Source organism: Chitinophagales bacterium, assembly GCA_040877935.1.
In the GTDB taxonomy this organism is placed as follows: Bacteria; Bacteroidota; Bacteroidia; order Chitinophagales; family CAIOSU01; genus JBBDNB01.
In genome coordinates this window covers 11,886-35,999 of the sequence record JBBDNB010000018.1, presented here as the reverse complement: position 1 = coordinate 35,999, position 24,114 = coordinate 11,886, and the positions used below count along the sequence as shown (strand labels likewise).

Annotated in this window: 22 protein-coding genes; 10 read left to right on the top strand and 12 right to left on the bottom strand. The window is 40.3% G+C overall.

Annotated elements, in window-relative coordinates; translation table 11 throughout:
* Positions 1 to 402: 402 nt before the first annotated feature.
* From WD048_04075 to WD048_04065, 3 genes are all read left to right on the top strand, one after another.
* Entirely contained in the window at positions 403 to 1,446 is a 1,044-nt protein-coding gene (locus tag WD048_04075) for a DUF4249 family protein (GenBank protein MEX0811371.1), read from the top strand.
* A 151-nt stretch (positions 1,447 to 1,597) separates the two neighbouring features.
* A complete protein-coding gene (gene dnaK / locus WD048_04070) occupies positions 1,598 to 3,535 on the top strand; it encodes a molecular chaperone DnaK (protein ID MEX0811370.1) in 1,938 nt (645 codons plus the stop codon).
* A 303-nt stretch (positions 3,536 to 3,838) separates the two neighbouring features.
* Positions 3,839 to 5,110: an MFS transporter gene (locus WD048_04065; protein MEX0811369.1), complete on the top strand. Its 1,272-nt coding sequence runs from the start codon at positions 3,839 to 3,841 to the stop codon at positions 5,108 to 5,110.
* Between the two features lie 3 nt (positions 5,111 to 5,113).
* Here WD048_04065 and WD048_04060 read toward each other — a convergent pair whose 3' ends face one another.
* Positions 5,114 to 6,376, bottom strand: coding sequence for an acetyl-CoA hydrolase/transferase C-terminal domain-containing protein (locus tag WD048_04060; protein MEX0811368.1), 1,263 nt, complete (start codon positions 6,374 to 6,376; stop codon positions 5,114 to 5,116).
* Positions 6,377 to 6,537: 161 nt separating this feature from the next.
* Between WD048_04060 and WD048_04055 the strand changes: the two genes are divergently transcribed.
* The gene (locus WD048_04055) at positions 6,538 to 7,554 is read left to right on the top strand and encodes a hypothetical protein (GenBank protein ID MEX0811367.1); all 1,017 of its coding nucleotides are present in this window, start codon (positions 6,538 to 6,540) and stop codon (positions 7,552 to 7,554) included.
* Positions 7,555 to 7,573: 19 nt separating this feature from the next.
* Here the strand turns inward: WD048_04055 and WD048_04050 are convergent, their stop codons facing one another.
* The 5 genes from WD048_04050 to WD048_04030 all read right to left on the bottom strand — a co-directional run bounded on the left by WD048_04050 (position 7,574) and on the right by WD048_04030 (position 12,397).
* Positions 7,574 to 8,668 carry a tetratricopeptide repeat protein gene (locus tag WD048_04050; GenBank protein MEX0811366.1) on the bottom strand — a complete coding sequence of 365 codons (1,095 nt, stop codon included), beginning with the start codon at positions 8,666 to 8,668 and terminating at the stop codon, positions 7,574 to 7,576.
* A complete protein-coding gene (locus tag WD048_04045; GenBank protein MEX0811365.1) occupies positions 8,665 to 9,960 on the bottom strand; it encodes a nucleoside transporter C-terminal domain-containing protein in 1,296 nt (431 codons plus the stop codon). The genes WD048_04050 and WD048_04045 overlap by 4 nt, the downstream gene beginning before the upstream one ends.
* 31 nt (positions 9,961 to 9,991) lie before the next feature.
* Complete coding sequence (locus WD048_04040; GenBank protein MEX0811364.1) at positions 9,992 to 10,591, bottom strand: bifunctional nuclease family protein; 600 nt, start codon at positions 10,589 to 10,591, stop codon at positions 9,992 to 9,994.
* Positions 10,592 to 10,690: 99 nt separating this feature from the next.
* Entirely contained in the window at positions 10,691 to 11,653 is a 963-nt protein-coding gene (locus WD048_04035; protein MEX0811363.1) for an electron transfer flavoprotein subunit alpha/FixB family protein, read from the bottom strand.
* 3 nt (positions 11,654 to 11,656) lie between these two features.
* Positions 11,657 to 12,397, bottom strand: coding sequence for an electron transfer flavoprotein subunit beta/FixA family protein (locus tag WD048_04030; GenBank protein MEX0811362.1), 741 nt, complete (start codon positions 12,395 to 12,397; stop codon positions 11,657 to 11,659).
* A gap of 51 nt (positions 12,398 to 12,448) precedes the next feature.
* Between WD048_04030 and WD048_04025 the strand changes: the two genes are divergently transcribed.
* Together WD048_04025 and tilS are read left to right on the top strand one after the other, a co-directional pair.
* Entirely contained in the window at positions 12,449 to 12,775 is a 327-nt protein-coding gene (locus tag WD048_04025; GenBank protein MEX0811361.1) for a tetratricopeptide repeat protein, read from the top strand.
* Entirely contained in the window at positions 12,765 to 14,096 is a 1,332-nt protein-coding gene (gene tilS / locus WD048_04020) for a tRNA lysidine(34) synthetase TilS (GenBank protein ID MEX0811360.1), read from the top strand. The genes WD048_04025 and tilS overlap by 11 nt, the downstream gene beginning before the upstream one ends.
* Before the next feature lie 64 nt (positions 14,097 to 14,160).
* Here the strand turns inward: tilS and WD048_04015 are convergent, their stop codons facing one another.
* The 5 genes from WD048_04015 to WD048_03995 form a co-directional block, all read right to left on the bottom strand.
* Positions 14,161 to 14,721, bottom strand: coding sequence for a DinB family protein (locus WD048_04015; protein ID MEX0811359.1), 561 nt, complete (start codon positions 14,719 to 14,721; stop codon positions 14,161 to 14,163).
* A gap of 51 nt (positions 14,722 to 14,772) precedes the next feature.
* Positions 14,773 to 15,303 (bottom strand): Crp/Fnr family transcriptional regulator, encoded by a 531-nt coding sequence (locus WD048_04010; GenBank protein MEX0811358.1) that lies wholly within the window; start codon positions 15,301 to 15,303, stop codon positions 14,773 to 14,775.
* A gap of 71 nt (positions 15,304 to 15,374) precedes the next feature.
* A complete protein-coding gene (gene cmk, locus WD048_04005; GenBank protein MEX0811357.1) occupies positions 15,375 to 16,043 on the bottom strand; it encodes a (d)CMP kinase in 669 nt (222 codons plus the stop codon).
* The gene (porQ, locus tag WD048_04000) at positions 16,036 to 17,130 is read right to left on the bottom strand and encodes a type IX secretion system protein PorQ (GenBank protein ID MEX0811356.1); all 1,095 of its coding nucleotides are present in this window, start codon (positions 17,128 to 17,130) and stop codon (positions 16,036 to 16,038) included. The genes cmk and porQ overlap by 8 nt, the downstream gene beginning before the upstream one ends.
* 237 nt (positions 17,131 to 17,367) lie before the next feature.
* A complete protein-coding gene (locus WD048_03995) occupies positions 17,368 to 18,249 on the bottom strand; it encodes a sterol desaturase family protein (protein MEX0811355.1) in 882 nt (293 codons plus the stop codon).
* A 431-nt stretch (positions 18,250 to 18,680) separates the two neighbouring features.
* Between WD048_03995 and WD048_03990 the strand changes: the two genes are divergently transcribed.
* The 3 genes from WD048_03990 to WD048_03980 all read left to right on the top strand — a co-directional run bounded on the left by WD048_03990 (position 18,681) and on the right by WD048_03980 (position 22,758).
* A complete protein-coding gene (locus WD048_03990) occupies positions 18,681 to 19,889 on the top strand; it encodes an acetyl-CoA C-acetyltransferase (GenBank protein ID MEX0811354.1) in 1,209 nt (402 codons plus the stop codon).
* Positions 19,890 to 20,068: 179 nt separating this feature from the next.
* Complete coding sequence (locus WD048_03985) at positions 20,069 to 22,180, top strand: 3-hydroxyacyl-CoA dehydrogenase NAD-binding domain-containing protein (GenBank protein MEX0811353.1); 2,112 nt, start codon at positions 20,069 to 20,071, stop codon at positions 22,178 to 22,180.
* An 83-nt stretch (positions 22,181 to 22,263) separates the two neighbouring features.
* The gene (locus WD048_03980; protein MEX0811352.1) at positions 22,264 to 22,758 is read left to right on the top strand and encodes a hypothetical protein; all 495 of its coding nucleotides are present in this window, start codon (positions 22,264 to 22,266) and stop codon (positions 22,756 to 22,758) included.
* A 103-nt stretch (positions 22,759 to 22,861) separates the two neighbouring features.
* Here the strand turns inward: WD048_03980 and WD048_03975 are convergent, their stop codons facing one another.
* Positions 22,862 to 23,464, bottom strand: coding sequence for a TrmH family RNA methyltransferase (locus WD048_03975; GenBank protein MEX0811351.1), 603 nt, complete (start codon positions 23,462 to 23,464; stop codon positions 22,862 to 22,864).
* Positions 23,465 to 23,475: 11 nt separating this feature from the next.
* On the opposite strand from WD048_03975, the gene WD048_03970 reads away from it, so the two are divergent.
* Positions 23,476 to 24,114 (top strand): 2OG-Fe(II) oxygenase, encoded by a 639-nt coding sequence (locus WD048_03970; protein ID MEX0811350.1) that lies wholly within the window; start codon positions 23,476 to 23,478, stop codon positions 24,112 to 24,114.

Genomic DNA, 24,114 nt, shown 5'->3' with positions numbered 1-24,114 from the left:
TGCCTTTTTAGTGTTTGGTATTTTTATTTTCGTGAGCAGGATGTATAAATTTCTTAATTCGAAAGGTAAATCGGTGATAAACCTTGGGTTTTGTATCATCCGAAAAACGAAACCCAAAACAAATCTGAAAGACGAAAAGACTAACGTTTGAAACATTGGAGCATTAGAATTTGGGCTTATAAAAAATCAAAACTCCAATTTGGAGCACATTTGCCGAAAAGCCAGCCTGTACAGCATGCCCAGTCATCCGATGATCACCAGTTTGTGGTGGCTTCGGTCTATCTATTTAAGTAACTGAGCATTTGTCCTGCTGTTTTAAGTCGACTTGAATTTAAACAATCTACAGAATACTGTTTATAAAAGAATGTACCAACAGTCTGAAAAAACTTACTTTTGCAAGTAATGAAGTCTCTAACTGTACTATTATTGCTCCTGGCCGGATTATTCATCAGCTCATGCTCAAATGAGTTGGACCTCACTGCCGAATATGAAGAAGTTACAGTAGTATATGGCGTATTTGACACAGCCAATACCACGCAATATATCCGAGTGATGAAGGGCTTTCTCGATCCGGAAACCAATGCGCTGGAACAAGCGCAAAACCCCGATTCTATTTATTATCCAGCCAATTTGATTGTACGGATCACAGAGCGAGAAAGCAATGTCACCACTGAACTGAGAAGAGTGGTTGGCGATACTTTGAATCCGCCTATTGAAAAACCAGAAGGTGTATTTGCCAGCAGCCCGAATATACTTTATGCATATAGGCGAGAAGTAAAGAAAGGAAACAACTACGACCTGTATATTGAAAATCCCAATTCAGGAAAAATTATTAAATCCTCTACACCGGTGCTGGGGCCATACAGCATTACTTACCCTCCGAGTTTTATTGATCAGTTTAAAATCCCGTTTTATACCAATTCAAGAGGACTGGAAATTTCATGGAATAGTCCACGATATGGTAAAACTTATGATGTGCAAATCGGCTTTAATTATTTGGAGTGGGGTATTAACGAAAACAAAAGCGATGCTGTTGAAAAAACTGTGCGCTATACAACAGCTATCGGCCTGACCTCAAACACAACCAATGGTGGCGAATCAATGGCCTATAATTTAGAAGGAGATGCCTTTTTTTCAAGGCTGTCAGGTCTTATTTCTGAAGATGCATCAGTAAATAGAGCAGCGACCAACACCCCATTTGATATTAGAATTAATGCCGGTGAAGAAGAACTTTACCGATATATTCTGGTCAATAATACATTGGCTAATGACATTACCCAACTAAATGCCAAACCTGAATATACCAATATAGAAAATGGCATTGGCCTGTTCAGTAGTAAAGCCTCGGTGGTTAGAAATGGCATAATGCTTAGCCAAAGCAGCCTCGATAGCCTTTCATGCGGACAGTTTACCCGCAATCTCAATTTTGAAGGCGCCTGCAATTAATCTGCCTTTTTGTCATTTCATTGCGACATGAACGCATCCTGATTTCTTTATTTATGCCAATATTTCAAGCTTTTGCCAATTAAAGCGTATTGGCACATTCATTGACAAGTGAAAAGTGTATTATTTTGAAAATTTTAAAAACTTTTGACTAATGGGTAAAATAATTGGAATTGACTTGGGGACTACCAACTCTTGCGTTGCTGTAATGGAAGGTAATGAACCAGTAGTGATTCAAAATGAAGAAGGAAGAAGAACAACGCCATCGGTAGTTGCTTTTTTAGATAATGGTGAGCGCAAAATAGGTGATTCTGCCAAGCGCCAGGCGATTACAAATCCTGCCAAAACCATACAATCTGTAAAAAGATTTATGGGAAGGCGTTTTGATGAAATCACCAATGAAGCAGATACTGTTTCTTACAAAGTCCTGAAAGGAGAGAACAATACCGTTCGAATTGATATTGACGGACGTAAATACACCCCTCAGGAGATTTCTGCTATGACATTGCAAAAAATGAAAAAAGTAGCAGAGGACTATCTTGGGCAAGAAGTTACTGAAGCAGTAATTACTGTTCCGGCTTATTTTAATGATTCACAGCGTCAGGCTACTAAAGAAGCCGGTGAAATTGCAGGTTTAACTGTAAAGAGAATCATCAATGAGCCAACTGCCGCAGCACTTTCATATGGTCTGGATAAAAAAGACCGCGAAATGAAAATTGCTGTTTATGACCTGGGTGGTGGTACATTTGATATCTCTATCCTGGAACTCGGTGATGGTGTATTTGAAGTAAAATCTACCAAAGGTGATACGCATCTTGGTGGTGACGATTTCGACCAGGTGATTATAGACTGGTTGGCTGCAGAATTCAAAAAAGACGAGAATGTTGACCTGAAAAAAGACCCAATGGCATTGCAGCGATTGAAAGAAGCTGCTGAAAAAGCCAAGATAGAGCTTTCAGGTACTAATGAGACAGAGATCAACCTGCCATATGTAACAGCTATTGATGGGGTACCAAAACACCTTGTTAAAAAACTGAGCCGTGCTAAATTTGAACAATTGGCAGATAAACTGATTGAAAGGACTTTTGCTCCTTGTAAAGATGCTCTAAAAGATGCAGGGCTTTCTGCTTCAGATATTGATGAAGTAGTACTTGTAGGTGGTTCTACCCGTATTCCTAAAATTCAGGAAACTGTAGAGAAATTCTTTGGCAAAAAACCTTCTAAAGGTGTGAATCCAGATGAGGTTGTTGCTATAGGTGCCGCTATTCAAGGTGGAATTATGAGTGGAGATATCGATGATGATATTGTGCTTGTAGATGTAACACCACTTTCTCTTGGTATTGAAACCATGGGCGGTGTTTATACCAAATTAATTGAAGCCAATGCCACTATTCCTAAAAAAGAATCACAGGTATTTACTACCGCTGCTGACAATCAGCCTTCGGTAGAAATACATGTGCTTCAGGGAGAACGTGCTATGGCCAAAGACAATCGCTCAATTGGACGCTTTCACTTAGATGGAATACCGCCTGCTCCAAGAGGAGTACCACAGGTTGAAGTGACTTTTGATGTCGATTCAAATGGTATTCTAAGCGTATCTGCGAAAGATAAAGGAACTGGCAAAGAACAAAGTATTCGTATCGAAGCCAATACCGGTCTTTCTAAAGAAGAAATCGAGAAAATGCGCGATGAGGCCAAGGCCAATGAGGAAACCGATAAGAAAGAACGCGAAAAGGTTGAGAAAATCAATCAGGCCGATTCTCTCGTCTTCCAGACTGAAAAGCAGTTGAAAGATTATGGAGACAAAATACCAGAAGAGAAGAAAGGGCCGATTGAAGAAGCCTTGAAAAACCTGAAAGAAGCACAGCAAAGCCAGGATCTTGAGAAAATAGATCAAGCTGTAGAAGCGATGAACACAGCATGGTCTGCTGCTTCTCAGGATATCTACAATGCACAGCAGCAAGAAGGTGCTGCACAAGGCGGAGCTGAAGGTGAGACCTCTGCTGAAGGCCAGGAAAAAACTGATGATGAAGGCGTGCAGGATGTAGAGTACGAAGAAGTGAATGATGACGATAAGAACGATAAGAAATAAGTTCTTTTCATTGAAATACACATTCAATTACAGAGCCTCTCCAATTTGGAGGGGCTTTTTTACATCAATATTCTGCCTTAAAAAGTTTCACAAACACTATTTTCGCAGAAATCAGTTGGCTCATTTATCAGGAAATATCAAGGGCCTATGACTTCAAATATTTTGCAAATGCCAATTTTGATGGCAGACAACGAATTTTAATTTCAAGTACAGATTGTTGAGGCAAAGCATACGGATGAGATACAAACAAGAATATATTGTGGTAAAAGATTTCCTTAAATAATTACTTCATACTCCCTTTAAATGGACAATATAAGATTAGGACTGAAAGAAAACTGGAAGCAATTTAGCCTGCTGGTCATTATCAATGGTTTTGTAGGTGGAATGGTAGGCTTAGAGCGTTCTATTTTACCACAAATTGCAGAACAGGAATTTGCCATTGCAGCCAAAACAGCCATTCTTTCTTTTATTGTGGTTTTTGGTGTAGTAAAAGCCCTTTCCAATTATTATGCAGGAGCATTGGCCAATAGATTTGGCAGAAAAAACCTGTTGGTACTTGGTTGGATAATAGCAATTCCTGTCCCCTTGATTTTAATGTATGCTCAAAGCTGGAACTGGATAATTGCTGCAAATGTACTGTTGGGAATCAATCAGGGCTTGGCGTGGAGCAGTACGGTTGTCATGAAAATTGACCTGGTGGGAGATAAGCAGCGCGGCTTTGCGATGGGGCTCAATGAGTTTGCCGGTTATCTTTCTGTGGCCATAGTGGCATTTCTTACGGGGTATATTGCAGGTGAATACGGTATTCGCCCATATCCCTTTTACATTGGTATCGCTTTGGTTATTTTGGGTTTGCTGGGCAGTATTTTTTTAATAAAAGATACCCGACATCATGTGGCAAAAGAAACAGTTTCCAATAAAGTGATCAAACTGAAAAACATATTTTGGGATACGACCTGGAAAGATAAAAACCTGGGATCTGTATCACAGGCAGGCTTAATCAATAACTTGAATGACGGTATGGCCTGGGGGATTTTTCCAATATTGCTTGCGAGTAAAAATTTCAATTTGGAGCAAATAGGAATAGTTACGGCAGTTTATCCTGCTGTTTGGGGTATCGGGCAATTGTTTACCGGAAGAATGGCAGATAAATTCTGCAAGAAAGACATGCTCTTTTCCGGAATGTTGCTTCAGGCCATTGCACTGATCTTTTTTGTTTGGGCCAATTCCATGTTTCATTTTGTGACCCTGGCAGCTGTTTTAGGCTGGGGCACAGCAATGGTTTACCCTACATTTCTGGCAACTGTGGCCGAAAACACACATCCACAGGACAGGGCAAAAAGCATTGGTATTTTTCGCTTTTGGCGCGATATGGGTTACGCCATTGGTGCTATTCTAACAGGTATTATTGCAGATACTTTGGGTATTATTCCCGCCATTGTTTTTATTGGAATACTCACTTTCATTTCTTCAGCAATTATTTACATCCGAATGAGCTGTGGTGAAGGTACATCAGTGAAAATGCTCGATTGGATATTTGGTAAAAAAGCCATGCAGGCTCCTGAGCAAAATTAAACCTCACTCCCAAATTTCATAAGCAGCTTTTTCCAGTGCTTCGCGATGATCGGGATGGGCAATTCTTATCAATTCCTTATTGCGCTCTTCGATGGTTTTTCCGTAAAGATTGGCGACTCCATATTCCGTTACTACATAATGCACATGAGCTCTTGTAGTAACTACACCGGCACCTTCTTTAAGTGTAGGTACAATTTTAGAGTCCCCTTTTTTTGTGGTGGATGTGAGTGCAATTATTGGTTTTCCGCCATCTGAAAGAGAGGCTCCACGCATAAAATCCATTTGTCCGCCCACCCCTGAATAAATTTTGCTGCCAATAGAATCTGCGCATACCTGTCCTGTCAAATCAATTTCTATGGCACTGTTTATGGCTGTTACTTTAGGATTTCTGCGAATTACATCAGTATTGTTTACATAGCTGGAATCAAGCATTTTGACCAAAGGATTGTCATCAATAAACTCATATAGTTTTTGGCTGCCCATCACAAAAGAGCCTACAATGGCCCCTGGGAATTTATGCTTGTTTGCACCATTGATAACACTTTTTTCTACCAGGGGAATGATACCGTCAGAAAACATTTCAGAGTGAATGCCCAGGTCTTTGTGATTTTCCAAAGCCGCTAACGCAGCATTTGGAATGGCACCGATACCCATTTGCAATGTAGCACCATCTTCTACCAGTCCTGCAATATTTTTTCCAATGGCTGTTTCAGTATCCGTGAGCGCTCCTGCTTTTGTTTCCGGAAGAGGTTCATCGTGATACACCATTATATCAATATGACTGATGTGAATCATGCTATCGCCATGGGTTCTGGGCATATACTTATTGACCTGAGCAATTACCAGTTTAGCAGCTTTTTCTGCTGCCAGTGAAGTGTCAACAGAAGTGCCCAGTGTACAATATCCATGTTTGTCCGGGGGCGATACAGTAATTAGTGCTACATCTACAGGGATAATATTTTTGTTGAAGAGCAATGGTGCTTCACTCAAAAAAATGGGAATATAGCTGCCGCGGCCATGTTGTATAGCATTTCTTGTGTTTTGGCCTACAAACAGTGCTTTTACATGAAAGGCATTTCCACATTCTTCACTTGCATAGGGAGCTGTTCCTTCGGTGTGCAATTGATAAATGCTGACATTTTTCAGTTCATTGTGTCTTTCCGATAATTTTCGAATGAGCTCTTGAGGAGCAGCTGCTGCGGTGTGAATAAATAGATGATTCCCCGATTTGATTTTCTTTACGGCTTCGGTTGCACTTAATTCCATAGCATTAGTTTTTGTCTATAGGATTAAGCTATGCATTTGAAATGGAAAATAATAGTTTCGGACTTGGTATCTGTGATAATATTGCCTATTTATTCTTAAGCTGAAAGTTTAGCATCAATATTTTGTCTTAAAAATTTTCACAATCACTATTTTCGCAAGTTATGAAGCAGATTGTGCTCTATTTATTTTTTCTGATAATTTCTTATGCCGGGTTCACACAGGAATCGGGTTTGGCTGAATTTATCAGAAAAATTCCTACCGCATATGGTCCTGAAGATCTTGTATATGATAATTATGAAGGTAGGAGCCGCGTCTTGATATCTTCCAACAATAGATGGGCAAAACAAGCGGAAGAAGGAGCCATACTGCAAATGAACCCCCTCAGCGGTTATAATGAGGCAATGCCCATTCACAATGATTTAAAGCCTTTTTTCCTGGCACCACACGGCATTGATATCGTTAAGGAAAATGATGGGCAGATTTATCTGTATGTCATCAATCATGAGCCGGAAGACAGCACAAACAGACATAAGGTGATTAAATTCCGGGTTTATGACAAATACCTGGAAGTGGTGCAAATATTTGAAGATGAGTTGCTTATTTCGCCTAATGATATTAGTGCAAGACCCGATGGAAGTTTTTATTTTACCAATGATTCAAAAAGAAGCACGATCAATTTTGGCTATTTAATGGAAAAAATATTCAGGGTGCGCAGCAGCAAAATTGTTTATAAAAACAGCAAGGATGAATTTAGTATAGTTGCTAAAAGATTGGCCTATGCCAATGGAATTTGCAATAGAAACGACAGCCTCTGGATTTCTACCACACAAAAGAAACAATTGCTTTATTATCAAATTTTGGAAGATGGTCGCTTAGAAAAACTGGGCAATCTTGCCCGAATAAAAGGCATGGACAATCTGCATATGCAGGGAGAATGGATTTACACAACAGCTCATCCGAGTTTTAAGAAATTTGTAAAACATGCATCGGACAACCCTATGAATGTTTCCCCTTCTGAGGTTTATGCCATTCACAGTAAAACAGGAGCAATTAAAATGCTGCATTCAAATGATGGCAATGTGATCAGTGGAGTATCTGTGGCACTTCCCATTGGCGAGCGTATTTTTGTCGGGCAGGTTTTTGATGATTTTTTGGTAGAGCTGGAATGGAACCAATAAACCAGCTAATGGTCATGTTTTAAAGCTGCTCCAGCTGTTCCAGGATGCTATTGACTTCTTCAAGATTAAACCCTTTTTCCTTCAGGTATTCAAATTCACTTCTACATTGTTCGATCAGTCGATTGCGCTGTGCATTTAGATCTTGAAAAGATAGTTCTGTATCGCCTTTCATCAGGAATTTATTTAAATCTACAAACTGATTGTATAATAAAACTCCAAGATTGTAGCGTATTTCCAGAAAATCAGGATCGAGTTTTAAAACAAAGCGGTAGTATTCTTTAGCTGTTTCATACATTTCCTGTTTATCGTACAAAGTGGCAATGGCCAGTGCCAATTGAATATTACTTGAATCTTTTTTTAAGTCTGTTTTCAGTTCCTTGATAATTTCATCACTTTGATCGCTAAGCAATGCATAATTGACAATGTCAATGTTTATGGTTTTGTTTTGAGGAAAGTGTTTTCGGCCATCCATCAATACCTCTAAGGCCTTTTCGTAGTTGTTTTCTGATTGATACAAATAACTAAGGTTGAGAAATATTTCAGGTAAAAAATATGCTTTGTTCAGTAGCGATCTGTAAATTTCAATAGCCGCCTGATTATCTTGTTCTTGCTCCAGTATAATGGCGTAATTCAACCCTACATCTGCAATAGTACTTGCCTTAAAAGCCAGGTGCCCAATAATGTTTTCGTATAAATTTCTGATCAATTGAAGTGCATCTTTGTTCTTGTCCTCAGATAGTAGTTCCCGGGCAAAACTTATAATTCTTTTAAGTATTTGATTCGCGCTGTTTAAGTAAACTTTATTTCCTGAGCCTTTTTGCGCTGAAAGTTCATAGGCTTTAAGATAATAATCAAATGCTTTTTGAATGGCTTCAAGTCTTTTGCCAATGTCTGCTTTACCATTGCTTTCAAATATGCCTTTATGTAGCCTTCCGTACAGATAATGATAATAAGGATCTTTTGCGTGTTTCTTATTTTCTAATAGATTGTCCAATTGTGTTTGTGCCTGCTCATATTTGCCATTTTGAATCAACAGACTGATATTTTCCGGCTCAGTTTGGGCACTGAGCAGGCCAAATGAAACAAGGCAAAGACATGTCAATAAATATCTCATAATGTACTCAGCATTCCGGCAATGCAAGCTGTCATAAAACAGGCAATAGTGCCACCAATCAATGATTTAATCCCCAGCTCAGACAATGTTTTTCGCTGTGAGGGAGCAAGAGAGCCAATGCCTCCAATTTGAATCCCAATCGAAGCAAAATTGGCAAATCCGCATAAGGCATAAGTAGCAATAATTATAGATTTTTCATTGACCAATATTCCACTTTCTCTGAATTGTCCCAGCGAAGCATAGGCGAAAAATTCATTGAGTATTGTTTTTTCCCCTAAAAGTTGGCCGACCAGTACCATATCTTCTGAAGCAACGCCCAGTACCCAGGCCATAGGGGAGAAGATCATGCCGAGTAAATACTGTAAAGTCAAACCAGAATAGCGGCCATCGGTTTTTTCTGCAATTACTTCATTCAACCCGGTCCATACACCGATCCATTCCTCAAACATATAGTTAAACATATACATAAATGCGGTAAAAGTAAGCAGCATTGCACCCACATTAACAGCTAGTTTTAAACCGTCCGTAGTACCTATGGATATGGCATCCAGAAAATTCGCCCCGATCTTTTCTTTTGGAATAATGATATTTCTGTTGATATCTGGGTTTGTTTCAGGAAAAAGCATTTTTGCAGCTACAATAGCCGCAGGAGCAGACATAATAGAGGCGGAGAGTAAATGTGCTGCAAAAAGCTTTTGTTGCTCTATATCTTTTCCTCCCAGAAAACCAATATAAGCCGCAAATACTCCACCAGCAATGGTTGCCATGCCTCCGGTCATGAGTGTCATTATTTCCGATTTGCTCATTTTGTCAAGGTATGGCCGCACAAGTAAGGGCGCTTCTGTTTGTCCCAGGAATATATTCCCTGCTGCCGAAAGACTTTCCGCACCTGAAAGCTGCATGGTTTTGCTCATTACCCAGGCAAAAAGATAAACAATGCGCTGAAGTATGCCCAGGTAATACAAAAAAGAACTCAATGCTGAAAAGAAAACAATGGTAGGCAATACCTGAAAAGCAAAGATAAATCCAAAAGTCTCGGTGTCTGACACCAGGCCAGAAAATAAAAATTCGGCACCTGATTTGGAAAAATTTAAAATATCAACAAAGCGCTCAGAAATCCACTGAAAAGCAATTCTTACCCAGGGAATGTACAATATGCTTATGGCAAAAATAAACTGAAGAACTACTCCTGTAGCAACGAGCTTCCATTTTATGGCTTTTCTATCGGCACTCAGCGCATAAGCAATCCCGAGTAAGACCAATATGCCAAAAGCAGCTCTGAGTATATCCATGAATTTTTATTGATGGCTGAGCATTTTGTGATTAATCATTTTCACGCTTGTTAATTTCATCGCGAATGCGGGCAGCCAGCTCATAATCTTCGTCTTGCAATGTTTTGTCCAGCAATTTCTGCAATTGCCCCAAAGTTTTTCCTCCAAGTCCTTTTTCTTGTTTCTCCTCTTTGGCAACACCTGCCTCGGGTTTGCCTTTAGAGGCTGCAGCCACATCATCGTCCATCACTATGCCGGCTTGTTCTAAAATATGATTGTAGGTATAAATAGGGCATTCAAAACGAATGGCCAGCGCAATGGCATCTGAAGTGCGGCTGTCCAGTTCATAGCTTTTTCCATTTAAGCTACAATGCAGGCGGGCATAAAAAATACCACCCTTCAAATCACTGATCCAGACTTCATTGAGTTCAGCATGAAAAGTGTTGAACATCTGAAAAATCAAATCGTGGGTAAGTGGGCGGTTGGGTTTTACTTTTTCAATTGCCACAGCAATGGATTGCGCTTCAAAAGGCCCAATAACAATGGGCATACGTCTAACGCCTTTGAGCTCGCCCAGTACAACCGCAAATGAATTTGATGTAGAAACGCTGTGCGTAATATTGATTATCTCTAATTCTATTTTATCATCCATACTCATAGCGCAAAGTAAAGAAAAAGCGGCAAATAATCATTGCCGCTTTTCAATTATGCTTGATTGCATAGCAATCAAAATATTTAAAGTTCTGTAATCTTAGTTATTTGATTCCTTAAACTTTTTCAGTGCTTCATTCAACTTGGGAACCACTTCAAAAGCATCTCCCACAATACCGTAATCGGCATGTTTGAAGAATGGAGCTTCCGAATCGTTGTTGATCACCACAATCGTTTTACTACTGCTTACCCCGGCCAAATGCTGAATGGCTCCTGAGATGGCAACAGCTATGTATAAATTCGGACTGATGGTGATTCCCGTTTGACCTACGTGTTCGTGGTGAGGTCTCCAATCTACATCAGATACCGGTCTGGAACAAGCAGTGGCAGCACCTAAAATTTCTGCCATTTCTTCTATCATTCCCCAGTTTTCTGGCCCTTTCAAACCTCTACCGGCAGATACCACCAATTCAGCTTCGGGCAATGGAATACCGCCTTTCACCAAATCTCTGCTCACTACTTTTATTCCAAAATCGCTATCGGCCAAATCAACGGAAACAGCTTCTACACTTGCAGAACCTTCTTCCTCTTTCACTGGGAACGAGTTGGGATTAATGGTAATGATTTTCTTATCAGTGGTGATTTTGTAGAATGCAAATCCCTTTCCTGAGAAAGATCCTTTTTTCACAACAAAACCATCTGAAGTATCTGGCAAATCGCTCGCTCCTGAAACCAATCCTGCTTTTAAACGGGCGGATAATCTTGGTGCAACAGCTTTTCCCGTACTGTTGAATGACATTACGATCACCTCTGCATTTATCTGATTGGCAACCTCTGCTATTGCTTTGGTATAAGCTTTTGAATCTTGGGCATTTAAACGCTCATCATTTACATGCAATACTTTTGAAACTCCGAGTTTGCCAAGTGCAGATAGTTCACTCTCATCAGCCGTACCCAATACCAATGCAGTAGCATCACCCATTGCAGCAGCGTAAGCCACAGCTTCTTTTCCTTGTTTTTTTATTTTGCCTTCAAAACTTTCGGCATAGACTAATATTGACATATCTTATATTGCTTTTGCTTCGTTATGTAATTTATCAACTAATTCTTCTACATTTTCAGGATCAATCAGTGTTACTTCCCCTCTTCCTTTGGGTTTGTCGTAACTTTTCACCTCTGTTAATGCTTCCACGTCAGCAGCGGGAATAACCTCTAGTGGCTTTTTCCTAGCAGCCATAATCCCGCGCATATTTGGAATCCTGGCTTCTGCCATTCCTTTTTGGGCACTGACTACAAAAGGTAAATTGACTTCCAGTTTTTCCTCTCCGCCTTCAATCTCCCTTGTGAGAGTGGCTTTCTCACCTTCTACCTCAAGCGAAGTAGCAAGGGTTACAAATGGCTGATCGAGCAATTCTGCCAGCATTCCACCTACATTAAAACCATTGTAATTAATGGTTTCCTTTCCAGTGAGAATTAAATCATAGCCTTTGTCTTTGGCAAATTCAGCAATTTGTGCAGCAACATAAAAACTGTCTTTTTCTTCTGCATCAATTCTCACTGCATCATCTGCACCTATGGCCAATGCTTTCCTGATAATTGGATCGTTCTCCCCATTACCAACATTTACAACGGTTACAGTACCGCCATTCTTTTCTTTCAACTCCATAGCCTTGACCAAAGCATACCATTCGTCCGTTGGATTCATGATCCATTGTACGCCATCTGTATTAAACTTCGTATCATTATCGGTGAAATTGATTTTTGTAGTGGTGTCTGGCACCTTACTCACGCATACTAATAATTTCATACTTTCGATTTTTAAATTTTGCTTTGCAAACTTAAACAATGAAACACTAAAATGGAAACACAGCGACTAAAGCGATTGTTTGACTTTCTTGAGAAAAATCCAACTGATACTTTTGTGCTCTTTGCCATTGCGCAGGAATATTTTAAACAGCAGGATTTTCAAAATGCTGAAAAATATTTCAGGAAGTTGATTGAAGTAGATGAAAATTACGGGGGTGCTTATTATCACCTCGCTAAGGTTTATGAAAGCACCGGAGCTCATGATCAGGCTGTGGAAACTTATAAAAAAGGTATTGAAGTGAACAAGCGCATTAAGGATATGCACACAGTAGGCGAATTGCAACAGGCCTTAACTTTAATTGAAGACGATGCTGAATAAATGGAGAAAATTTCTGGAAACCGAAAAGCTGTTCAATAAGGGGCAAAAAATCCTGTTGGCCGTAAGTGGCGGATTGGATTCTATGGTATTATTGGAATTTATGCTCCAAATACAACAGCCGATTATTGTCGCACATTGTAATTTTAAATTGCGCGGAAAGGAATCTGATGCGGATGCGTCATTTTTGCGTAAAAAAGCCAAGGCAAAGGGATTTAAAGTATTTGTAAAAAATTTTGATACCGAAAAATTTGCCAATAAAAATAATGTGTCCATACAAATGGCAGCTCGACAATTGCGCTATACTTGGTTTGAGAAATTGCGAAAGGAACAAAATTGTGATTTGATAGCCACGGCACACCATGCGAATGACAATGCCGAAACCCTGCTGATGAATCTGGCGAAAGGCACTGGCATTTCTGGCATCAAGGGAATATTGCCCAAAAAATCGGTGTTGATACGGCCATTTCTGTGTTTCACCAGAGCGGAACTGCAGCAATTTGCCGAAAAAAACAAAATTGACTATAGGGAAGATGCCAGCAATGCCTCTACCAAATACGAGCGCAATTATGTCCGTCATGAAATTGTGGCAAAATTTGAAAACCAATATCCTGATTTTGTTGAGAAAATGAATGCATTTGCTTTTAAAATGCAAGATGCAGAAGCCATTTATAGAACAGGATTGGAGCGCATTTTGAAAAAATTGATTGAACATCGATTGGAGGCGCAGTTTGTGTCCATACTAAAACTGAAATCTTATACCTATTGGAAAACCCTGCTCTATGAGTGGCTGTCGCCCTATGGTTTTAAGGAAAATCATTTGCCTGAAATAGAAAAACTATTGAATGCCCCGCCTGGCAAGGAAATCAAAAATGAGGCCTACCGGATTTTGAAAGACCGCAAGTTTTTGATTTTATGTGCCAATACCAATGAGGGTAGGGGATTGGTAGCCGTATCTGAAAATCAAAAGGCGGTGAGTGTGGGCAATGTGCATTTTACCTTTAAAAAGGCAGATCGTACCAAAATCAATATCAACGATAAATCAGCTTATGCTTTTCTGGATTGTGACAAACTGCACTTTCCCCTGGTAATCCGGCCCTGGAAAAAAGGCGATTATTTCTATCCGCTGGGAATGAACAAGAAAAAGAAAAAGGTGAGCAATTTCTTTCAGGACAAAAAGCTGAATGCCCTGGAAAAGGAAAATATCCTATTGCTTTTTTCTGGCGAAAAATTGGTTTGGGTCTGCGGCCATCGTATTGATGAACGGTTTAATATAGGAGCAGGGACAAAAAGGGTTTTGAACGTAAGGGTGAAAGAGAAATAGACAATAATTCTGTTGTCAAAAGTTTTTAACAACAAATCTATTGTTAAAGTAGCGTTAGCTGACCTCAAAGTCTTTCTGAAAAAGCCTTGATGGCTTTATTTGCCTGCAAAATATGCCGCTGATTGTGGTAAATCACTACTCGAAAAGTATCTCCCAATTTCAGCTTTAGCCATTTTGTAATGGAAATATTGCACTTTGTTTTGTTCAAACTCACGCTTCTAGATTTGTTCAGGAGTTCAATCATTGTGATTTGGTTGTGAATGAAAGCATCCAAAACAGATCTATCCAGTTTACTATGGAGTGGGTTTTTGTCCCTGAAAGTTTTCATTTTATTGGGCTTTTCCCTGGGCAGCATCATATTGGCAAAGTAATTTCCCGATAAGCCGCTTTTATAATTCTCTTCGGAAGGGTGCTGCTTTTCATTTATGCGCTTTGAAATTTCAGGATTGTAATAGTCTGCATAAAGATTTAGATGTTGAATGCATTCCAGCACACTCCAGCTTTCGGGCTTGCTTTTCCAGTTTAAGGCTGCATCGGGCTGGTTTTTTAGTTTTTCCACTTCATTGAGGTTTGCCCGTGTTCTTTCTATCAAATCTTCAATAAGTTTTTCGCTTTTGATACGCATCTTTTTATTTACAAAGATGGCAGATGTATGAAAGATAAATATTGATTGAAATCAAGATTTTTTCAATCTCGAAAGGGTTTCGGCACTCATGCGCAAATAATTGGAAATATGCTTATTGGGAATTTCCTGAAAAAGCATGGGGCTGCGCTTCAATACCCTGTTGTAGCGTTCTTTTGGCGAAGTTGTGAGCAAATCCTTCTCCCGTTCTATTTGCTGTAAAATCAAATCTTCCAATACCTCAATCCAAAGTTTTTGATATTCTGGCTTTTGATGAATCACTTCCATCATGCTGTTTTTTGAAATCACTTTTACAGTCGTTTTCTTGATGGCCTGAATATAAAAATCAGAGGGTTTTTCCGTGATATAGGAATCAAGGGAAACAATGATATTTCCCCGATAAGCAAAACGAATGATCTGTTCTTCGTCATCATTCAGTACAAAGACTTTCATGCTGCCACTTTCCACAAAATAAATATTGGTATCAACACTGCCTTTCACTTTTAGGAATTCATTCCTTTGCAGTTCTATTTCTTTTTCAAATAGCTGATGGGCCTCAATTAATTGGAATACTGCGTTTTGCAAAATCTCTATTTTTCGACAGAAAAAGAAAGCGCTTTTTAAGAGCGATCTGGCTAAAAATACAAATTAAAGTATCAAGATGCTTTAGCCCAATCCAGGGCAATTTCCAATTGTTGTTTGCGGTTCAAGTTGCTATTGTCCAGCACTTTTGCGTCCTCGGCTTTTCGCAATGGGGCAATTTCACGATTGGAATCAATTTCATCGCGCTTATGAAGGTTTTTCAGCACCGTATCAAAATCGGTTTTTTCACCTTTTTCAAGTAATTCATCCAATCTGCGCTGTGCCCGAATTTCAGGGCTGGCAGTCATGAATATTTTCAGTTCTGCACTGGGAAATACCACAGTACCAATATCCCTGCCATCCATCACAATGCCTTTTTTGCGGCCCAAATCCTGTTGCAATTTTACCAAGTGGGTTCTTACGGCACCAATTTTACTCACCTCGCTCACATTTTCAGAAACTTGCATGGTACGGATTTCCCGCTCTACATTTTTATCGTTCAAATGGGTAATGTTTTGTCCATTTTCCTGTCGGAAATCAATGTGGATATAGGACAATGCTTTTTCTATGGCGGGAGCATCTTTGGGGTCAATATCATTTTGCAAGCAATACAAAGTTACTGCGCGATACATGGCACCTGAATCGATATAGAGGTAGTGTAGTTTTTTTGCCAGTGCCTTGGCCATCGTGCTTTTACCACAGGAGGAGTGACCATCAATTGCAATTACAATGTCTTTATTCATTCCCGTTTTTTGCCGCCCTTGTTTTGGTAAATTTATTGAGATTGATGCCTACGCTAAAATGGTTTACAGCCCCGGCCAAGTGATATCTGCCGCGGGCAAATCCAAAATCAAATTGCTTGATTTTAATGCCTATTCCAAAGGAAAATCCGGTAAGCCCACGTTTAGATTCAAAGGACATGCTTTGCCTCAATTGGTGATTGTAGCCAAACCCAATGCGAACCACTTTGGCAATGGTCAATTCCCCACCCACAATGAAATGGCGCATTAAATTGTCGAAAAATATTCCGGCTTTGCTCTCCGTTTCTTCTTCACCAAATAAGGGCTGCTCCGTTTGCAAATCATTCTCATAGCGCAAATTAAAACGATGCAAATTGTGATACACCACACTGATGCGGAAAGGCAATTTTTTAAATCTTTTTGAAAAACCCAATTGAATGTCAAATGGCAATGGTTCGCGATTACTGCCTTCGTAGGCCAAAAACTGAAATCCAATATTTTTCACCAGAAGAGTAGCTGTGAAATATTTAGATGAATCATTATAAGCAGCAGCTAAGTCCAGTGCAGTTCCCAAAGAGGTATATCCGCCACCCATTGAGGAAATCAGCATTTTCACATTGGCTCCGTAGGAATATTTTTCGTCATATTGGCGCGATCCTCCAACATTGATATTGTATTCGCTGGCACTAAAGCTCCCATTTTCAACACCTGTTTCATCTCTTTGGGAAAATCGGCCATAGGAAATGTATTGAATGCCGCCCTGAAAAGTCCCAATATCATCCCAATGCCTGGTATATCCTGCATAGCCAAAATTGATACCGGAAAAGTAAATGGCCGAATTGGCAGTAACTTTATTGTCCATGGAAGGATTGAGCAGTGCGGGATTTACAAATCCCAGTCCAGGATCATCGTCCATCACTGTGATTAAGTTTCCCCCGGTGGCAGTAATCCTGGGCGTGGCAGGTAGGTTGATAAAATTGTAGGTGCCAGTCCCTCCAATTTGGGCAAACACATTCAATGAGAATATTGAAAAACAAATGAGTGAAAAATTGCGCATGGAGGAATACAAATGGAATATTTTTATTGCCAAAAACGATGCTTGAAGATAATTATTTCTAAAATGGTTTTAAAATTGTGCTGAATTTGATTTATGATCCTAAAAAAAATGTGCAATGCTTAAATCCGGAATATACAATTGCTTTTTAATTGTATAATGCTGGTTAAAAGGTGTTTTTCGTCATTAATCCTTTCTTCTAATGAATACCCCGGGTTGAACTGCACATTCGTCTATTTCAAGACCTGAGCTAAAAGCGCTCTGGTAATAGCCTTACTTATGAAATTGCTTAGAATCCACAGAAGGATCGTAGTCATTGTTTGTTTTAATGGAGTGCAGTTCGCTCTTTGGGTCTTTTGATCGGATGATCGGGAAAAATAGCTGAACATACCAGGGTTCTTTCATCTGGTTCCAGGCGCCAAACTTAGTGGGATATTTGCGCGTAATTTTTGCGCTTCCAAAAATGATATCCCATAAAAACAGGAGGTTGCCATAATTGCCGTTTGGATGAGATACGCCATCTTCAGCCGTTAATCCATGATGGGCAAAATGCGTGCTGGGCGTAGAGATCGTTCTTTCAATAACCCATGCCAGGGGATTCAATATTCTATACCTGTACAATATACGATCCCATTTGGTATTGCTATGCGCCAATAAAATCACAACCAGTTTTATGGGCAAATAAATTAGATAGACATATCCCATACCCATAAACACCAATGCAGCGGAAAACCATATCCCCGGCATTAAGGCATAGTAAAGCGCGGCATTTCGATAAGTCATCAACACACCCATTTCCTCCACTACATGATGCGGCCGATGCAATTTCCACATGGTTCTATTGGCATGTGAAAACCGGTGCCACCAATATTGGGCCATATCGTCAAAAACAAGAAATGCTGCAAAATGCAACCACAAGGAAGTTCCGACAAAAACATCTTCAAGACCGGGAAATAATGCGCCCATGCCAAAAATGACAAGAAAAAAAATACCCGGCTGAATCAAAGTGGGGAGGATGATCAAGCTAAGCAGCTCAATGGTGAAATCATTTTTTGTGCGTTTGTCATGAATGTACAATCCGCCAATAGCCTCGATAATGCCCAAGACCAACAAGGCTATACCGGGTATTATTTTACTGATGCTTTCGGGGTTCATAAGACTTTAGCTTGAAATAAATCTTAACAATTTAGAACACTAATATACTAAAAATCAGACTATTCATTTTCATAGATGGGGATTCTCCCGACTCAAATGAATCGGGACAGGCACATAAATTTTCTTGGGAAAATTTTACGGAAAGACGGGCATATTTTGATTTTATTCCTCTGAATTCACAAACAACACCCACTTCTCATAACTCTAACAGGGGGCAAAACCCTGTCAGAGTTCCAAAAAACCTTTGTGCCCTTTGTGCCTTGGAGGTCAACAAAGAATCTTCGTGGTCATAGAAAACCTTTGTGCCCTTTGCGACTTGGTGGTCAATAAAGAATCTTTGTGTCCATTGTGCCTTTGTGGTGAAACGAAAAAACCTTTGTGTCTTAATAATCCCCCTAAAGAATCTTATTTTTGCACGAAAGTAAAAAAACATGAACCACGCCTATATTTATGACAGTCTTCGCACACCGCGGGGCAAGGGCAAAAAAGACGGGTCGCTTTACACCACCCAGCCCATCGATTTATTAATCGCCTTATTTGACGAATACAAAAAACGCTATCCAAATGCGCCCGAATTTGTGGAAGATGCCATTGTGGGCTGCGTAACGCCCGTAAAAGAACAGGGTTTTAATATTGCCAAAACTGCCGCCATGGCTGCCGGTTATCCCGACACCACGGCCGGAGTAACTTTAAGCCGATACTGCGCTTCCGGTTTGGAAGCCATCAATCAGGCTTCAGCTTATGTGATGTCGGGCCAAGAGGATTTGATTTTGGCAGGCGGATTGGAATCCATGTCGCGCGTACCGATGGGTTCTGATGGCGGTGCTTTGTTCACCAACCCAGAAGTAGTGATGCAACACAAGATCGTGCCACAGGGCATTTCTGCCGATTTGATTGCTTCTAAATTTGGCTTTAGCCGTAGGGATTTGGATGCCTTTGCTGCCGAATCGCACAAAAGAGCAGCCAAAGCTACGCAAGGTGGCTATTTCAAAAATTCATTGATTTCCATCAGTGATGTCAATGGAAAAGTGATCTTGGATAAAGACGAAATGATCCGCCCGGATTCTTCCGTAGAAACATTGGGGAATCTAAAACCTTCCTTCCAAATGATGGGCGAACAGGGTGGTTTTGACAATCTCGCCCTTCAGAAATATCCCGAAGTTGAAAAAATAAACCATGTGCACCATCCTGGCAATTCCTCGGCTATTGTTGACGGAGCAGCACTTACGCTGGTGGGCAGTGAAAGTATGGGCCAGCAATTGGGCTTAAAACCCCGAGCAAAAGTTCGAGCCTTTGCCGTAACGGGCACCGAGCCCACCATTATGCTTTTAGGCCCGGGATTATCCGCCAGAAAAGCATTGAAAAAAGCGGGAATGGAAATTGGCGATATCGATTTATTTGAAGTCAATGAAGCATTTGCCGTAGTGCCAATGCGCTTTATGCAGGAAATGAACGTGCCACACGACAAAGTGAATGTGAATGGTGGAGCCATCGCCATGGGGCATCCACTGGGCGCGACCGGTTCTATGCTGATCAGCACATTGATTGATGAATTGGAAAGACGCGATCTCAATACCGGAATGGCCACACTATGTGTTGGTGGAGGTATGGGCATTGCTACGATAATTGAAAGAATTTAATTTTTCAAAATCTAATATCTAAGCACTAAAAACCAAACAAATTCAAAATCTAAATGAATAATGCTCAAAACCCTTCAATTGCAATTGTTTCTGGAATTTGAACATTCATTATTTGAAATTATTTAGCATTTAGAGATTGGCATTTAGAATTTTAATTGAACGAAGAGAAATTTATAGAGATGATCAAATACACAACTGAAGACAATATTGCATTACTCACCATTGGTGTGGAAGACCAATCCATGAATGTACTGAACGATGCATCTGTAAAAGCACTGGAAGAGAGCATTGATAAGTTCTTGGTCAACAAAGACTTAAAAGGAGCTATCATTACTTCCTCACACAATGAATTTATGGCCGGAGCAGATCTGAAAATGATCACTTCGCTGGATACGGCTGAAGAAATCAGTGCCATGGCCACAAAATTGCATCAGCTTTTCAGGAAAATAGAATTGTCGGAAAGACCCATCGTAGCAGCCATGAACGGAACAGCCCTGGGTGGTGGATATGAATTGTGCCTGGCCTGTCACCACAGAATAGCGGTAAAGAATTCCGGAGCGCAAATTGGCTTGCCGGAAGTTACGCTGGGCTTATTGCCCGGAGCAGGAGGTACGCAGCGCTTGCCCCGTATGATCGGTTTTGAAAAAGCATTACCCTTGTTGGTAGAAGGCAGAAGATTAAAGCCCGAACAAGCCGAAAAAATTGGTTTGGTAGATGCTTTGGTTGAAAATCAGGATCAATTGATTGCGGCTGCAAAATCATGGATTACAGACAATCCATCGGTTCAAAAGCCTTGGGATCAAAAAGGATTCAGGATTCCCGGTGGGGATGTGCATTCAGGAAAGGGATTCAATACTTTTTCTGCCGGATCGGCTTTGGTAGCGGGCAAAACGCAAAACAATTACCCAGCACCACAGGCCATTTTGAATGCGGTATATGAAGGTTTGCCTTTGCAATTTGATCGTGCTTGTGAAATTGAAGTGCGCTATTTCACTCAATTGGCAACAGGAAAAGTAGCCAAAAACATGATCCGCACTTTGTTTTTCAATATGAACAAGGCCAATGCCCTGAGCAACCGCCCCAATGTTGAAAAGCGCAAAGTGAATAAAGTCGCCATACTCGGTGCAGGAATGATGGGCGCAGGAATCGCTTATGTTTCGGCAATGGCTGGAATAGAAACGGTTTTGAAAGACATCAACTTGGAAGGAGCAGAGAAGGGCAAAGACTACAGCCGCAATTTGCTGAAAAAACGCATTGAGCGAGGCAAAATGGACGAAGCAACGGCAGAGCGTGTGCTGGAAAACATCAAATGTGCTGATGATTACAAAGATTTGGAAAATGCCGATTTGGTGATAGAAGCGGTCTTTGAGGATAGAAAACTAAAAGCGGATGTAACCAAAGACAGCGAAGCCATTATTGATGAAAAAGCGGTATTTGCCTCCAACACTTCTACATTGCCCATTACCGGGTTGGCAGAAGCTTCCAAACGACCTGAAAGATTTATCGGGCTGCACTTCTTTTCGCCAGTGGATAAAATGCAATTGGTGGAAATTATTTTGGGCGAAAAAACAGGAGATGAAGCACTCGGCCTGGCCATGGATTATGTGAAGCAAATTCGCAAGACACCAATAGTAGTGCGCGATGGAAGAGGTTTTTATACTTCCAGAATATTCAAAACTTATGTAAGCGAAGGCATAGAATTATTGGCAGAAGGCGTGGAACCCGCATTGATTGAAAATGCAGGAAAACAAGCTGGAATGCCTGTTGGGCCTTTGGCCGTAGCCGATGAGGTGAGCATAGAATTGCTGTACCGTATTTTTAAGCAAACAGAAAAAGACGGTATCGTTACAAAAGCTGCGGCCAAAGAGGTCAGCACCCTATTTATGGAAAAACTGGATCGTCCGGGCAAAAAGGCCAAAAAAGGATTTTACGAATATCCTGAAAACGGCAAAAAGCACTTGTGGTCAGGATTGAAAGAACATTTCAAGCCATTGGAAACACAGCCCGATTTACAGGAAGTGAAAGATCGATTGTTGTATGTACAATCCCTTGAAACCGTGCGCTGCATGGACGAAGGCATTGTGATGCGCCCTGAAGATGCAGACATAGGATCCATTCTGGGCTGGGGATTCCCGCCTTATACCGGAGGTGCTATTTCCTTTATTGATTTTGTGGGGATTGAAAATTATGTAAAAAGAGCGGAAGAATTGGCTGGGAAATTTGGAGAGCGATTTAAGCCAACGGATTCATTGAAAGCCCAAGCAGAAAAAGGAGAGGGGTTTTATTCTTAGAATTTAGAAGCTAGATGGTTAGAGGTTAGAAGCTGGAAGTTAGAATGGTTGAGGATAGAAAGTAGTTGGGCACAATCTGAAAAATGAGATACGCTTGGTTAATATGGCTACTAATCGCATTGTATGGTTTTACACCAGCGACAATCAATTCTTTATGGACACGACCGAATAAAACTGATTTAATAATAACAGGACAAGAATGTGGTTGTCCGTGTCCAGAAGCAAGAGTGCTAAAAGGAGCAATAGAGATTCCAGAGAACATTTTGGACAAACACCCCAACATTCATGAATACGAATTGACATTGACTGGAAATTCGCCTTTTGAACCTTACAATTACGAAATAGGACACTCAGAAATCTTAATTGAAGGAAAAGTAATAGGCATAGATACAATTTTGTGTTCACCGACAGACTGTGAAGTTGTTCCTAAATTTGAAGTTAAGAAATGGACATTAACCAGCTATTCTGCACGATTTTGGACTTGGAATAAAACGACAGGAATTAGTTACCTACTAGGAGTTCCACTTGGATTTTCAGGACTCCTAATATTCACAATTGTGCGAAGGAAAAAGAAATAAAAAAGACTGTGGCCAACACCTAAAAAAAACATGGGGCGGACAGGAAATTGCTCCGAAAAGCCCCAAGTTTCTTAGTAGCAAACCGATATTAGAAAATTAGAACCTAGAATTTTGCTTGCTGTCTTATCCACTCAAAAAGAACTACGCTCAGCGCATTGCCCACATTCATGGAGACAACTTTTCCGGGCATGGGAATGTAAATTTTGTTATCAAAAAGCGAGAGGTCTTCTCTATCAAGTCCATGTGATTCATTGCCCACAATAAAAATGGGATTAGCGGGCAGTGCACACTCATAAAGGTTTTTAGCACCGGGAGTGGTTTCTACAATCACGGGCGTTTTATCTTTTGGCAAAATATCCAAGCTCAGTTTTTGCGCCTGAACCCAATGAAATGGCGTGATGCCAAAACTATTGACAGCCGTTCTTTTGATCAATCTATCAGTAGCTTTTTGGGTTTTATAAGTAAGTATCACTTCATCGCAGTGGGCATTTCCAGCTATGCGCAATATTTGCCCGATATTCGTTGGGGTTTTGATGTGGTGCGCCAAAACAGCAGCTCTGTACTTTAGCTGAATGGGAGGGAGGCTTTCAAAAAAGTCGGTGGCTTTGCTCAATTTCAATATTTTGATTTGAAGATATAAAATCCAGGTATTTTGAAATTTCAAAAACAACATTATTTCAGAAAAACCGATGTAATTTTGATCCACAACGAATAAACTTGACAACAATAAAATTTCCCAGAAATATAAATGAGTTTGCTGATCAACTGATTGACAATCTTGCTGCTCATTCCTATGCATTACAGCCCAATTTTTTAAGCCAAGAGGAAAGTAATGCTGTATTAAAACATATCCAGGCACTTCAGGATGAAGATGAATTAAAGAAAGCTGGAATCGGCAAACAGCTCAAATTTGATGTTAGGGAAAATTTGCGCGGTGATTTTATCCGTTGGATCAGCAAGAGTGATGAACCGGTAATTGTGCAGAGTTTTCTTCAGCGCATGGATTTTTTAATGCAGCTATTGAACAGAACTTGTTTTTTATCCCTGAAAGATTTTGAAGCGCATTATACTTTTTATCCGACCAATACCAGGTATATTAAGCACAGAGATCGTTTTCAGCACAATGCACATCGTTTGATATCGGTAGTTTGTTATTTAGCTTCAGACTGGAAAGTTGCGGATGGTGGTCAATTGATTATTTACAATGAAGGTGAAGCACACGAAATTTTACCTGCACAGGGCACTTTGGTTTGTTTTAGGAGTGAACTTGAACATGAAGTATTGCTAACCAATAGGGAAAGGTACAGCATTAAAGGATGGATGCTTGATCAGCCTGCAAAACTTACTTTTTTGTGA

Coding starts and splice junctions, on each gene's coding strand:
- WD048_04075 (MEX0811371.1), top strand. CDS start 403: ATGAAGTCTCTAACTGTACTATTATTGCTCCTGGCCGGATTATTCATC.
- dnaK (MEX0811370.1), top strand. CDS start 1,598: ATGGGTAAAATAATTGGAATTGACTTGGGGACTACCAACTCTTGCGTT.
- WD048_04065 (MEX0811369.1), top strand. CDS start 3,839: ATGGACAATATAAGATTAGGACTGAAAGAAAACTGGAAGCAATTTAGC.
- WD048_04060 (MEX0811368.1), bottom strand. CDS start 6,376: ATGGAATTAAGTGCAACCGAAGCCGTAAAGAAAATCAAATCGGGGAAT.
- WD048_04055 (MEX0811367.1), top strand. CDS start 6,538: ATGAAGCAGATTGTGCTCTATTTATTTTTTCTGATAATTTCTTATGCC.
- WD048_04050 (MEX0811366.1), bottom strand. CDS start 8,668: ATGAGATATTTATTGACATGTCTTTGCCTTGTTTCATTTGGCCTGCTC.
- WD048_04045 (MEX0811365.1), bottom strand. CDS start 9,960: ATGGATATACTCAGAGCTGCTTTTGGCATATTGGTCTTACTCGGGATT.
- WD048_04040 (MEX0811364.1), bottom strand. CDS start 10,591: ATGGATGATAAAATAGAATTAGAGATAATCAATATTACGCACAGCGTT.
- WD048_04035 (MEX0811363.1), bottom strand. CDS start 11,653: ATGTCAATATTAGTCTATGCCGAAAGTTTTGAAGGCAAAATAAAAAAA.
- WD048_04030 (MEX0811362.1), bottom strand. CDS start 12,397: ATGAAATTATTAGTATGCGTGAGTAAGGTGCCAGACACCACTACAAAA.
- WD048_04025 (MEX0811361.1), top strand. CDS start 12,449: ATGGAAACACAGCGACTAAAGCGATTGTTTGACTTTCTTGAGAAAAAT.
- tilS (MEX0811360.1), top strand. CDS start 12,765: ATGCTGAATAAATGGAGAAAATTTCTGGAAACCGAAAAGCTGTTCAAT.
- WD048_04015 (MEX0811359.1), bottom strand. CDS start 14,721: ATGCGTATCAAAAGCGAAAAACTTATTGAAGATTTGATAGAAAGAACA.
- cmk (MEX0811357.1), bottom strand. CDS start 16,043: ATGAATAAAGACATTGTAATTGCAATTGATGGTCACTCCTCCTGTGGT.
- WD048_03995 (MEX0811355.1), bottom strand. CDS start 18,249: ATGAACCCCGAAAGCATCAGTAAAATAATACCCGGTATAGCCTTGTTG.
- WD048_03990 (MEX0811354.1), top strand. CDS start 18,681: ATGAACCACGCCTATATTTATGACAGTCTTCGCACACCGCGGGGCAAG.
- WD048_03985 (MEX0811353.1), top strand. CDS start 20,069: ATGATCAAATACACAACTGAAGACAATATTGCATTACTCACCATTGGT.
- WD048_03980 (MEX0811352.1), top strand. CDS start 22,264: ATGAGATACGCTTGGTTAATATGGCTACTAATCGCATTGTATGGTTTT.